Source organism: Bergeyella porcorum (assembly GCF_042427575.1).
In the GTDB taxonomy this organism is placed as follows: Bacteria; Bacteroidota; Bacteroidia; order Flavobacteriales; family Weeksellaceae; genus Bergeyella; species Bergeyella porcorum.
On sequence record NZ_JBHMFD010000013.1, the window covers coordinates 105,484 to 117,585 of the forward strand.

The window sequence follows — 12,102 nt, forward strand, 5'->3', positions numbered from 1 at the left end:
GCTGGTATTATAACTATTTTTGCGACATCTATGATTTTAGTAACAGGTGCTACAGGTATTCTTGGAAGGGTCATTGTTTTAGAACTGCTAAAGCAAGGAAAACGCGTGCGTGCCACCAAGAGACCCAACAGCAATCTCCAAGAAGTAAAGCATTCTTTAGCGTTCTACACCGAAAATCACAATGCGTATTTTGAGCAAATCCAATGGGTGGATGTAGATTTTGAAGATATTCATTCTCTACAAAATGCTTTAACTGATGTAAAGGAAGTTTACCACTGTGCGGCTAAGGTTAGCTTTCATCCCAAGGATAGAAAGACACTCTTCCGTACCAACATCCGAGGAACCAAAAACCTACTCTACGCCTGCGAAAATTCTACGGTGGAAAAATTCTGCTACATCAGCTCCATTGCCGTCCTCGATGGCTATAATGAGCAAGGCGAGATGGATGAAAATTCTGATTTCAATACCAAACTCAACCACTCCGATTATGCCATCTCCAAGCACCTTGCCGAGATGGAAGTATGGCGTGCCAATGCCGAGGGACTTCGCACGGTAATCCTAAATCCTGGGGTGATTATTGGTTCCGGAAACTGGTCGCAAAGCAGTGGCGAGCTATTTTCTACTTCAGAGAAAAGCCCCTACACCTTTGCAGGAGGCACCTCTTATGTAGATGTAAGGGATGTGGCAAAAATTGCCCTTGCCCTAATGGAACGCAACCACTTTTCAGAACGCTTCATTGTGGTTTCAGAAAACTATCGCTATACCGATTTTATGTCTGCCGTGAGAAAAAAGTTGGGACTTTCCAAACCTAAAATCATTTCGAAATCGGTTTTAAATCTGGGTAGAGTTCTCAATTTTCTACTCGGCTGGCTATTCCCCATCCTGAGAATGGCAACCAAAACCAATATAGAAGCGGTAACATCATTCAACACCATTTCCAATAAAAAAATCAAAGAAACGCTCCACTATGAGTTTATCCCCATATCAGAGAGCATTGCGTTTCACCTCAATCATTATATCAACGATAAAAGAGCTAAATAAACATTCTGAGAATGAACATCACCCAATTTCTAAACACCAATACCGAACAATCGCCTACCAAAGCTGCCATTTCCTTCAAAAAAGATAATGAATGGAAAGACCTGAGCTGGAAAGATTTCCGAAGAATGGTTTTTAAAACCGCCAATGCCCTAAAAGGTATCGGCATCAAGGAAAATGACAAAGTAGCGATTTATTCTGACAACTCTGCAGAATGGATGGTGTTTGACCTCGCCATTTTATCCATTGGTGCCATTACCGTGCCCATCTATTCTACGAATAATCTGGAGCAAGCGGAATACATCATCAATGATGCTGAAGCCAAAGCCATCTTGGTAGGCAACCAAGAGCAGTATGATGCCATCTATTCTCTGATGCCGCACGCTTCCTTGCAGAAGATTATTGTTTCTAAAAAGAAAGTCTGGATAAAACCCGAGTACTCCGAATTTTTGGAAGATTTTATCAAAACAGCTGATGAACATTCTGAAATTGTTCCTAAAAACGAAGAAGATTTAGCCACGCTTATCTACACCTCTGGAACTACGGGAATCCCCAAAGGGGTAATGATTACACACGGTAACTTCCAAAAATGCTTTGACGCTCATTTTGATTTTTTCAAATTTAAAAACTTTAAAAACGAACATTCCTTAGCGTTTTTACCTCTTACCCACGTCTTTGAAAGAAGCTGGTCTCTGCTCTGTCTCTACGGTGGAGCCAAAGTCTCTTTCCTAGAAAACACCAAGCTTATTGCCTCTGCACTTACGGAAGTAAAACCTACAATGATGTGTGCCGTACCAAGGTTTTACCAAAAAATCTACGCGGGAGTTAATGAAATGGTTGCCAATGGCTCTAATGCTAAGAAGAACATTTTCAATTGGGCAATGGACATCGGCTCACAGGTGGCAGAGAGAAAAAGAAAAAGGCAATCTATTCCGCTACTTCTCAACATCAAAAACAATATTGCCAATCGACTGGTATTTCAAAAAATTAAAAATAAAATGGGAGGTAAACTATGGTTTATGCCTTGTGGAGGTGCCTCTCTCTCGCCCGAAGTAACTCAGTTTTTTGATACAATGGGCATCCACATTACCGTGGGCTATGGCCTTACCGAAACTACTGCTACGCTTACCGCTTTCCCATTTCAGAATTACCTACACGGTTCAGCGGGAATTACTTTGGGAGACACACAGGTTAAAATTGGCGAAAACAATGAAATCCTTGCCAAAGGCAGTGGCATTATGAAAGGCTACTACAATAAGCCCGAGGAAACCGCCGCTACCTTTACAGAAGATGGCTGGTTCAAAACAGGTGATGCTGGCTATATGGATGAGAACGGCAACCTCTTCATTACCGATAGAATCAAAGACCTGATGAAAACTTCCAACGGAAAATACATCACCCCACAGCCTATTGAAAATCTGTTGTCTAACAACCAATACATCCAGCAGGCAATGGTGGTAGCAGAGGGCAGACCCTTCGTTACAGCACTGATTATCCCCAACTTTGAGGCACTACAAGAACAGCTCAAAAAGATGAATATCACCTTTACCAATTGGCAAGATATCGTTTCTATGGAACGCATCAAAGAGTTTTACCACCACAAAATAGAAGAGATACAGCAGACGCTTTCAGGTTTTGAAAAGGTAAAAAAATTTACACTGATGCCTGCGGAGTTTGAAATCGGTACTGGAGAAATCACCCCTACGCTAAAAGTAAAACGCAATGTGGTGCTTGCTAAATACGCCGACCTGATAGAGCAAATGTATCATCATTAGAGTTGGATATTAGAAGTTGGATATTAGAGATTAGAGATTAGAGGTTAGATGGTCTTTTATTAATTATTAATTATTAATGGTTAATTGATGAAAACTCAAAATTCAACACTCAAAACTAAGAATATGGTTGTTGGTCTTTTCTCTTTCTTCTTTCTTCAAAAAAAAACTAAACACTCAACACTAAAAAAAATAATAGTATTAGAGCTTCTTCCCCCTTCGGGGGCTAGGGGGCTGACTTAAAACTCAACACTTAAAACTATGTCTGAACAATTTTTAGGAAATCCTCATTTCACGATAAAAGATATTGAAGTATCTGTCAGTTGCCCCAGCAATATTGCATTGATAAAATATTGGGGTAAGTATGCCAATCAGATTCCTGCCAATCCCAGCATCAGCTATACCCTAAACCATTGTAAAACCAATACTACGATGGTTTTCAAAGCCGATGCACCTTTTGAAGTAAAAACCTTTTTGGCAGGAAAAGAGGAAATTCAATTTGCAGAAAAAATAAAGCGTTATTTCCAAAATATAGAGCCTTACCTACCTTGGATATTAAAGGGCAGCTATACCATCTCTACTGAAAATACTTTCCCCCACAGTTCAGGCATTGCCAGTTCGGCTTCGGGGTTTGGTGCCATTGCAAAATGTTTGGTAGAAATAGAGCAGGCTTTTACCACCAGCCATCAGCCAACTGCCATCAATCAAAAAGCCTCTTTTTTGGCTCGTTTGGGTAGTGGTAGTGCGTGTAGAAGTCTTTATAACGGATTGGTAGTTTGGGGCGAAACACCTGAAGTAGAAGGCAGTTCAGACCTCTTTGCGGTGCCGTATCCCAATGATGATATTCACCCTATTTTCAAGAATTTTAATGACTGGGTACTCCTCATTCACGAGGGACAAAAGTCTGTAAGCTCTACTGTAGGACACGGACTAATGAACACCAATCCCTATGCTGAAAGGCGTTTCCAAGAAGCAAGAGATAATTTTGTTCCGCTGAAAGACATTCTAAAATCTGGAGATATGGCACGCTTCATCACGCTGGTAGAGCACGAGGCGCTTACCCTCCACGCTATGATGATGATGAGCGAGCCTGCATTTATCCTAATGAAAACTGGAACAATGGAGGTGATTAATAAAGTTTGGAACTTCCGAAACGAAACAGGCTTACCCTTGTTCTTCACCTTAGATGCTGGGGCTAATGTCCACCTTCTATTCCCGAATAATGGTGAGGAAGATCAAATCAAAAGCTTTATTGAAAGCGAGCTCCTTCAGCATACCCAGAAAGGCGGCGTAGTGAAAGATGAGATGAAGTTTTGAGTTAGCCCCCTCACCCCCGAAGGGAGAAGATGCTCTAATACTATTTCTCTTTAGTTTTTTTGAAGAAAGAAGAAAGAAACAAGACTTCTTAGCTTTATAGATTTCTAACCTCTAACTTTCTAGCTTCTAACCTCTAATATCTAACTTCTAACCTCCAATATCTAACTTCTAACCTCCAATAGCTAACTTCTAACCTCTAACCAAAAAAAAATGACCATCCACCACATTGCCATCATCTGTTCAGACTACGAGGTGTCCAAAAGATTTTATACTGAAATTTTGGGACTTAATATTTTGCGAGAAGTTTATCGTGCAGAGCGACAGTCGTACAAATTAGATTTAGCCATTGGCAGCCACTATGTGATAGAGCTGTTTTCCTTTCCTCATCCTCCCCAAAGACCTTCGCATCCCGAAGCCTGTGGACTGCGGCATTTGGCTTTTTCGGTGGAAGATGTAGAAGCTACCCGAAATCAGCTCATCGCCAAAGGATTGCCCTGCGAAGCCATACGCACCGATGAATTTACCCTGAAATCCTTTTTCTTCACCCAAGACCCCGATGGACTCCCTTTGGAATTTTATGAAAGAGATTAAAAAGTTTTGAGTTTTTTTGAAGAAAGAGGAAAGACTTCTTGACTTGTATAATTCAATTTTTAGTTTTATCTTAGCAACGGATAGAAAACACAAAAATTATGATACAGATTTTAATAGAAATAGTGATAGAAGTTTCAGATTTTCTGATGCGTCTTTTTAGATAGGTAGTTTTTCATAGTACATATGTTTTAGAATCCCCGTAGAGCGTAATGCTTTACGGGGATTTATATTGCTTTAAATCATTTTATAAAGCGTTTAAATACCAAAGGGCTCCAATGGCAAACATTCCGTATTGGGTATTAGGCGTAGTTGCTTTTAGTTTATCAGCATAGTTGGTATTAAAATGAGCATAGTATCCGAAAATTTTGAAATCTTGCTTTTCAAAAGGTTTGTATTCTAATGCAATCTGATTGACATAATGCTTGGTAATATGCTTCAAATCCGAATTATTCTTTGCATAGATACTTTCAAAAACGGTTTTGCCGTTGATATGCCATTTTGGCGTGATGGCATAGTTAAGCCTCATTACCGCAGATTGAAATTGTAAATCTTGTGCAAATCCTTTGGTATAATTAGGATTAATGGTTGTATGGTAAGTATTGAGAGCAGGAGAGGCCATATTCACATAATCTACCGCCATATCCGTATGATGTAAATCTAAATATCCACTGAATTTATCCAATACGAGTTTATGACCCAATGATACTTGGAAGTTGGTTTTATCCTTTGCTATTTTGGAGGAAGTAACGGTATAGATGGTACGGAATTTATTATCCCACATTTTCCCTTCCCAAGTTAGATTGACTCCATAAGGTAGTTTTGCCATTTCCAGCCCATTGGTTGTATAGCCTGTGTTTTCGTGCAATTCATCAAAACTATATTCTGATGGATTAAAAGCTTGGAGATGGAAAGTATGATGAGGATTAAGTTTATATGAGAACTCAACACTTACAGGGAAAAGGTTCTGCTGCTTATTGATGTAATTAGAATATTGATATTCAAAAATGGGATTATCAAAGAATTCCCAGCTTCCGAAATTATTCATCTGCTTACCCACCGTAAGGGCATACTTTTTATCCTCGCCAAACTTATAGCTGAGATAAGCGTAGTCTAAAGAACCTGGAGCATTACTAATAGTGGATGTCTCCACTTGCCTATTCATACGCCATCTGGAACGAAACGAAAGGTCTTCTGTGATGTTTCCCATAATTTCCATACGCGCTTCATTCAATTTAAAGGCATTGGCTTTAGCATCGTTATCCGAAACTTCATAGGAGCTTCGTAGGTAAAAATTAATATCAAAATTTTCTTTCAATTCGTTAATGTTATCACTAAGCGACTGGGCGTTCAGCGAATAAGCCCCTAAAAGAGCCAAACTCAAAAGATACTTTTTCATTATTAGCTTCATTTTTATTTCAAAGATTAACCCCCTCGCTTTTTAGCCAATTGCTTTTTCAGCCACTCACACCACTCGTCTAGCCCATCGCCTTTTAGGGTGCTGATAGGGATAACTTCCAAATCTGGATTGACTTCTCTTGCATCTTTGGCAGCTGCTTCTACAGAAAACGGCACATACGGCAATAGGTCAGCTTTGGATACCAGCATCAGCTCACTGGTGAGGAACATTCTAGGATATTTTTTCGGCTTATCATCGCCCTCCGTTGATGCCAAAAGGGTTACTCTGGCATCCTCACCCAAATCAAATGCCGATGGACAAAGCAAATTACCCACATTCTCGATAAATAAAATGTCGGTTCCTTCTAGGTTGATATGGTCTAAGGCTTGGAGAATCATCTGTGCTTCGATATGGCACATTCCTCCCGTTACGATTTGCAAGGCATTCAGCCCTGCCTCTTTTAGTCTTACTGCATCTCGTTCTGTTTCTGGGTCGCCCACCAATACGGCAAGGTTCAGCTCTTTGCCCAATCTTCTTCCTGTTTCTTGGAGCAAAGTGGTCTTGCCACTACCTGGTGATGAGCAGATATTAACCACCAGTAGATGGGGTAATCTTTCTCTGATGGCTTTTGCCACAAAATCGTTGGCTTTCAATAGATTTAGCGTTGTATTATCGCATTGCACAGAGCCTACGGGCATCTGATTACTTTTAGGTTTTGTATTCATTTTTTTATAGATTTAAAAATTTAATAATTAAAGGATTAAAAGATTATTCTTGTGCTTTCTATTTTTTAATTCTTCAATTTTTCAAAAAAACTCTACTTGGCTAATTCTCAATTCTTCTCCCTGCACAATGTTGCGTGAAGGCGTTTCGCAGTTGGGACATACAAAACGATGCCGTTTCACTTCAAAATCTTCTTCACAACTTTTGCAATGGGCAATGATGGGAAGTAATACCACTTGCAGGTCTATATTTTCTAGCCTTGGATCTTCTAAAACCAAGGCTTCAAAAGCATTTTGAATCAAAATAGGCTGAACATTGCAGAGCAATCCCGCCTCTATTTTCACCGAAGAAATTTCGGAAAATCGGTTGCCATAGTGTTCTTCCAAATTGTGGATAATATCTCTTACGATGGATACTTCGTGCATTATTTCTCCGTTTTTTTCTTAGCAGATGGTTTAGATTTCGCTGTGGTCTTGGGCTTTTTCGCTGTGGGAGTTTTTGCTTTTGCTGTTACCTTTTTTTTAGGTTTAGGCTCTTGCTTTTTCACTGCGATTTCTTTGATTTCTGCCTTGGTTTGTTTCGCTTCCGATGCTTCTTTTTCTTGATACTCAAAGAAACTCCACGCCATATTTCCGATATTGAATAGCCAATCGTGCAACGCCTCGCCACTATACCCCATTATCCTTACCATTATTGCATTTTCTGCACACATTGTAAAACCATAGCTGCTATCGGTAAATTGCTCCAAGAGTATTTCATCCAATTCTCTTTTAAATGCTTCTGCATAGGGACTTATCAAGAGTAAAGTTCCCTGATGGGTATAGCCTTCAAAAAACAAAAGGTCTTCCACAGGCTGGGTAGAAGGTTCTATCAATTGATTATCAAATAAAATCAACCGTTCATCTCTATATACTTTGGTCTTGGTATGGTATTTTTTCAGTTCAAATCGCTCTCCAGAGTGGATGCGTCCTCCGCTGATGATGTCGCCCCAAATAAGATGCGAAGAAGATGTCATTTTGATGGTATTCAACGCTTCAAAAGAGGAATCTCTATACGGAATGGTAGGATGCGGCACATAGAGAAACTTGGCTCCTGCTTCTAAGGTAAAGTTGCAAATCTGCTTTGAACCTTCGCTTTTATGGGCAGGATGCACCTTGTTAAACGATTGGGTAAAATATTTAAACGCTGCATTTTCCTCACAAATGATATCTTGCTGTAGGGTATCGCCTCCCATAATGCCTGGAGAAGAACTCATCAGAATCATTTCCAGATGGTCGGTATCCCTTACATTGCCATAGTGGGTAAGCTTGTAAGGAATATCAAAATAGCGTTCTCCTAAAACGGTTTTTTCTTCGCTTCTATGGCAAGAAAGGAAGATTTTGCTGCTTAGGGAATTGTCTTTATTAATATTCATTTTTGTTTTTAAAAAAAAGAGTTTAATTCTCTAGAAGTGCATATTTCTTAATCCAATCAATCACTTCATCGAGTCCTTCTTTGGTTTTCAGATTGGTCTTTAAGAATGGTTTTTCACCACGCATTCTCTTAGCATCAGCTTCCATTACTTCTAGGCTTGCCCCTACATACGGTGCCAAATCTATTTTATTAATCAACAATAAATCCGAACGCGTAATGCCTGGTCCTCCTTTTCTTGGGATTTTTTCCCCTTCGGCTACATCGATAACGAAGATGGTTAAATCTGCTAAGTCTGGACTGAAAGTTGCCGCCAAATTATCACCTCCACTTTCTATGAATACCAACTCTATATCTGGGTGCTGCATTACCAAATCTTCCACCGCTTCGAGGTTCATAGAAGCATCTTCTCGAATGGCAGTATGTGGGCAACCTCCCGTTTCTACCCCTCTAATTCTACTTTCGGGTAGCTTGGAGTTTTTTATCATAAACTGAGCATCTTCCTTGGTATAGATATCATTGGTAACAACGCCTATGCTATACTCTTCGCTCATTATCCTTGTAAGTGCTTCAATGAGTGCGGTTTTACCAGAACCTACTGGCCCTGCAATTCCTAATTTTATATATGTTTTTTCCATTTTGTTCTATTTAATATTTTTATTTATTGTAAAATCAAGGATTAAATTTTAAAATCTCTTAAATCATTAAACCTTTTAGCTTTACGAAATATAAATCCTTGTATAGAGTTTCTCGTGTTGCATACATTTGATTTCCTGCCCAATGCAGCACAAGCCAATCATTTCTTCATCCAAGCCATCTTGCTGTGCTACCAGCTCCTCTATGGTGCTTTGCAAATCAAAAAGGATTTTCTGTCCGTGCATCTGGCTTATAGGAACCGCTTTGGCACAGTTGGTTACAATACCATTGAGGGTATTATAATAAAACGCCGTAAGGGCATCTTTCTTCTCAATCCCAGAGAGCATTGCATATAGACCAAAAGCAATGGCATAATGCCCCGAAACTTCTTTCTTCTGTATCAAATCCAAATATTTTTGACAGAAAGTGTGTGGTTTTAGTTCTTGGGCGGTTTTCAGAAAACGAATGGCGAGTTTTCTACTGGCTTCTCGTATCTCGTAAGGGGCTTTCAGTGCGGTAACAAAATCATCTAATTCTATCAGTTTTTTGATGACTTTTCGCCCAGAAAATTCTTGATAGGTTTTATTCAGAAAAGCGGCATCATTGTAAAACACATTGTACCTGAGCATATTTTCTGCATATTTTTTTGCCGTGGGTGTATCTTTTACCAAATCGGCAGCAATATAAGATTCTAACCCATAGGAGTGCGTAAACCCTCCGATGGGAAACATAGAATCATTGATTTGTAATAATGTGAGAAGTTGCTGCATAGCTTATCGTTTTATCTGGTGGATATTGAGCATCTGGTTCTGCAAAAGTTTTTTATGTTCTATGAAGCAAGGATAATTTTTCCGTTGCAAAAAATCATAAAGTGGAGCTTCGTAGGCTACATTAATCTGCTCTGCTTCGTCTATGAAAATAGGCAAGTGCATATTTCCTATTTCAAAACAAACGATGCCCATCTCGGTAATGGTTCTGGGTTGTATCACAATACAGTCGCAAGGTTTTATTTCTACTTTGATGTGGACTTCCTCATCTGCATAGAGGACATCACCATCTTGCAGGGGTATTCTATTGTTTTTCTTTAGACCAATCTCTCTGTTGCCCAGTGTTTTTCTTCTCAGAACGGATTTTGAAGTTTCATACCATTCTATTTGCAAAACATCTTCTTTCTGATGAGGGGCGGGAACAAAATCTTTTAATACAGAATCTACAAGAATCATATTAGGTTTTGATTTATGAAACAAATGGTGATATTGCTATCACCATTTATTCTTTTTATCTCTATTGTCATTATTTTAGAATAATAAGTAACGCTGAGCCATTGGCAATTCGCTCAATGGTTCGCAAGTCGCCACTTTACCATCTACTTTTACTTCGTATGTTTCTGGGTCTATATCAATGGTAGGTGTAGCATTGTTATGGATAAGGTCTGCTTTTCTTACCGTTCTACATCCTTTCACTGGAAGACAAGTTTTCTCCAATCCGTAAGATGCGATAACACCTTCATCTATAGAAGCTTTTGATACGAAGTTGAAAGAAGTTTTTGCTACTGCTTTACCTAATGAACCAAACATTTTTCTATAAATAATAGGCTGTGGTGTAGGGATAGACGCATTAGGGTCTCCCATTTTAGCACCTGCAATCATCCCTGCCTTGTAGATTAACTCTGGTTTTACGCCAAACATTTCTGGTTTCCACACGATAAGGTCTGCAATTTTACCTTTTTCAATAGAACCTACATATTCAGAAATACCGTGAGCCAAAGCGGGGTTGATGGTATATTTAGACACATAGCGTTTTACTCTATAGTTGTCGTTATTTTTACCTTTCTCCTCTGGCAATGCTCCACGCTGGATTTTCATCTTGTGAGCCGTTTGCCAAGTTCTGGTAACCACTTCTCCTACACGCCCCATTGCTTGTGAGTCTGAACTCATAATGGACAATGCCCCCATATCTTGCAAAATATCTTCTGCTGCAATAGTGGAAGGACGGATTCTAGAATCTGCAAACGCTAAGTCTGTTTTAGAATTAGGGTCCAAGTGGTGACACACAATTAACATATCCAAGTGCTCTGCCGCAGTATTCACGGTATAAGGCTTGGTAGGGTTGGTAGATGCTGGTAAGATATTTGGATACTGAGCAATTTTCATAATATCAGGGGCGTGTCCACCGCCTGCACCTTCCGTGTGGAAAGAGTGGATTACTCTATCGCCAATAGCCTTTACGGTATCTTCCAAATAGCCAGCTTCATTCAATGTATCAGAGTGGATAGCCACCTGCACATCATATTTATCTGCCACCTGAAGTGCCATATCTATCGTAGCTGGTGTTGTTCCCCAGTCTTCGTGGATTTTAGTACCGCAAGCACCTGCTTTTATCATTTCTGCCTGAGCTTCAAAATTGGTTGCATTTCCTTTCCCGAAGAACCCTGTGTTGATAGGCATTTCTTCGGAAGATTCTAGCATTTTTCTGATATGGTGCTTACCTCCCGTAACGGTAGTAGCATTGGTACCATCGTTAGGTCCTGTTCCTCCACCAATGAGGGTAGTAACCCCACTGTATAATGCCGTATCTACAATCTCTGGACAAATGTAGTGGATGTGGGTATCAATCCCTCCTGCTGTAACGATATAGCCCCACGCACCGTGTACTTCCGTTGCTGGTCCTATAATCATACCTTCTGTTACACCATCTTGAGTATCGGGATTTCCTGCCTTACCGATGCCTACAATTTTACCATCTTTGATACCGATATCCGCTTTTACTATTCCCCAGTGGTCTATAATGGTAGCACCAAGAAGGCACATATCCAAAGCGTCTTTATCTAAAACAGATGCAGACTGCCCCATACCGTCACGAATGGTTTTACCACCACCGAATTTATTTTCCTCCCCGTAAGTTTGGAAATCTTTTTCAATTTCGATGAAAAGTTCGGTATCTGCCAATCGGATTTTGTCTCCTGTGGTAGCTCCAAAAAGGCTAGCGTAGAGCTCTCTTTTCACATAGAGGTTTCCGTTTTCTATTCTTACATCATTGGAGTTCGCCGCCAAAAGTGGGCTTAATCCCATAAGGGAAACCCCTGCTGTAGCCACACCTACCACCTTAATAAAATCTCTTCGAGACCATCCGCCTTCTTCCTTTTGATTTTCTGTAGAAAGAGGCTTGTTGTTTTCTTTATTATCTTGATTTGACATTTTTAGTTCCTTTAATGGTTAA

12 protein-coding genes are annotated in these 12,102 nt (G+C 39.8%); 4 read left to right on the forward strand and 8 right to left on the reverse strand.

The window, feature by feature from the left end:
• The first annotated feature begins 30 nt into the window (after positions 1–30).
• From ACFFUE_RS08600 to gloA2, 4 genes are all read left to right on the forward strand, one after another.
• Positions 31–1,041 carry an NAD-dependent epimerase/dehydratase family protein gene (locus ACFFUE_RS08600; RefSeq protein WP_376834461.1) on the forward strand — a complete coding sequence of 337 codons (1,011 nt, stop codon included), beginning with the start codon at positions 31–33 and terminating at the stop codon, positions 1,039–1,041.
• Between the two features lie 11 nt (positions 1,042–1,052).
• A complete protein-coding gene (locus ACFFUE_RS08605; RefSeq protein WP_376834463.1) occupies positions 1,053–2,813 on the forward strand; it encodes an AMP-dependent synthetase/ligase in 1,761 nt (586 codons plus the stop codon).
• A gap of 258 nt (positions 2,814–3,071) precedes the next feature.
• On the forward strand, positions 3,072–4,127 hold the full coding sequence (locus ACFFUE_RS08610) for a diphosphomevalonate decarboxylase (protein WP_327984076.1): 1,056 nt from the start codon (positions 3,072–3,074) through the stop codon (positions 4,125–4,127).
• Positions 4,128–4,337: 210 nt separating this feature from the next.
• Positions 4,338–4,718 (forward strand): SMU1112c/YaeR family gloxylase I-like metalloprotein, encoded by a 381-nt coding sequence (gene gloA2 / locus ACFFUE_RS08615; RefSeq protein WP_327984075.1) that lies wholly within the window; start codon positions 4,338–4,340, stop codon positions 4,716–4,718.
• A gap of 244 nt (positions 4,719–4,962) precedes the next feature.
• Here gloA2 and ACFFUE_RS08620 read toward each other — a convergent pair whose 3' ends face one another.
• From ACFFUE_RS08620 to ureC, 8 genes are all read right to left on the reverse strand, one after another.
• A complete protein-coding gene (locus tag ACFFUE_RS08620; RefSeq protein ID WP_376834466.1) occupies positions 4,963–6,114 on the reverse strand; it encodes a porin in 1,152 nt (383 codons plus the stop codon).
• Between the two features lie 26 nt (positions 6,115–6,140).
• Complete coding sequence (hypB, locus tag ACFFUE_RS08625) at positions 6,141–6,839, reverse strand: hydrogenase nickel incorporation protein HypB (protein ID WP_376834468.1); 699 nt, start codon at positions 6,837–6,839, stop codon at positions 6,141–6,143.
• An 81-nt stretch (positions 6,840–6,920) separates the two neighbouring features.
• Positions 6,921–7,262, reverse strand: a complete 342-nt coding sequence (locus ACFFUE_RS08630) for a hydrogenase maturation nickel metallochaperone HypA/HybF (RefSeq protein WP_376834470.1) — start codon at positions 7,260–7,262, stop codon at positions 6,921–6,923.
• Entirely contained in the window at positions 7,262–8,251 is a 990-nt protein-coding gene (locus ACFFUE_RS08635; protein ID WP_376834472.1) for an urease accessory protein UreD, read from the reverse strand. The genes ACFFUE_RS08630 and ACFFUE_RS08635 overlap by 1 nt, the downstream gene beginning before the upstream one ends.
• Before the next feature lie 22 nt (positions 8,252–8,273).
• Complete coding sequence (gene ureG, locus ACFFUE_RS08640; RefSeq protein ID WP_376834474.1) at positions 8,274–8,885, reverse strand: urease accessory protein UreG; 612 nt, start codon at positions 8,883–8,885, stop codon at positions 8,274–8,276.
• An 81-nt stretch (positions 8,886–8,966) separates the two neighbouring features.
• A complete protein-coding gene (locus tag ACFFUE_RS08645; RefSeq protein ID WP_376834477.1) occupies positions 8,967–9,653 on the reverse strand; it encodes an urease accessory protein UreF in 687 nt (228 codons plus the stop codon).
• Between the two features lie 3 nt (positions 9,654–9,656).
• Positions 9,657–10,106: an urease accessory protein UreE gene (locus tag ACFFUE_RS08650; protein WP_376834479.1), complete on the reverse strand. Its 450-nt coding sequence runs from the start codon at positions 10,104–10,106 to the stop codon at positions 9,657–9,659.
• Between the two features lie 75 nt (positions 10,107–10,181).
• The gene (gene ureC, locus ACFFUE_RS08655; protein WP_376834481.1) at positions 10,182–12,080 is read right to left on the reverse strand and encodes an urease subunit alpha; all 1,899 of its coding nucleotides are present in this window, start codon (positions 12,078–12,080) and stop codon (positions 10,182–10,184) included.
• Positions 12,081–12,102 lie beyond the last annotated feature (22 nt).

What these genes read in the sequence shown, in the direction of transcription:
- ACFFUE_RS08610 (WP_327984076.1), top strand. Translation starts at nt 3,072, where the DNA reads ATGTCTGAACAATTTTTAGGAAATCCTCATTTCACGATAAAAGATATT.
- ACFFUE_RS08630 (WP_376834470.1), bottom strand. Translation starts at nt 7,262, where the DNA reads ATGCACGAAGTATCCATCGTAAGAGATATTATCCACAATTTGGAAGAA.
- ACFFUE_RS08650 (WP_376834479.1), bottom strand. Translation starts at nt 10,106, where the DNA reads ATGATTCTTGTAGATTCTGTATTAAAAGATTTTGTTCCCGCCCCTCAT.
- ACFFUE_RS08645 (WP_376834477.1), bottom strand. Translation starts at nt 9,653, where the DNA reads ATGCAGCAACTTCTCACATTATTACAAATCAATGATTCTATGTTTCCC.
- ureG (WP_376834474.1), bottom strand. Translation starts at nt 8,885, where the DNA reads ATGGAAAAAACATATATAAAATTAGGAATTGCAGGGCCAGTAGGTTCT.
- hypB (WP_376834468.1), bottom strand. Translation starts at nt 6,839, where the DNA reads ATGAATACAAAACCTAAAAGTAATCAGATGCCCGTAGGCTCTGTGCAA.
- ACFFUE_RS08620 (WP_376834466.1), bottom strand. Translation starts at nt 6,114, where the DNA reads ATGAAAAAGTATCTTTTGAGTTTGGCTCTTTTAGGGGCTTATTCGCTG.
- ureC (WP_376834481.1), bottom strand. Translation starts at nt 12,080, where the DNA reads ATGTCAAATCAAGATAATAAAGAAAACAACAAGCCTCTTTCTACAGAA.
- ACFFUE_RS08605 (WP_376834463.1), top strand. Translation starts at nt 1,053, where the DNA reads ATGAACATCACCCAATTTCTAAACACCAATACCGAACAATCGCCTACC.
- ACFFUE_RS08635 (WP_376834472.1), bottom strand. Translation starts at nt 8,251, where the DNA reads ATGAATATTAATAAAGACAATTCCCTAAGCAGCAAAATCTTCCTTTCT.
- ACFFUE_RS08600 (WP_376834461.1), top strand. Translation starts at nt 31, where the DNA reads ATGATTTTAGTAACAGGTGCTACAGGTATTCTTGGAAGGGTCATTGTT.
- gloA2 (WP_327984075.1), top strand. Translation starts at nt 4,338, where the DNA reads ATGACCATCCACCACATTGCCATCATCTGTTCAGACTACGAGGTGTCC.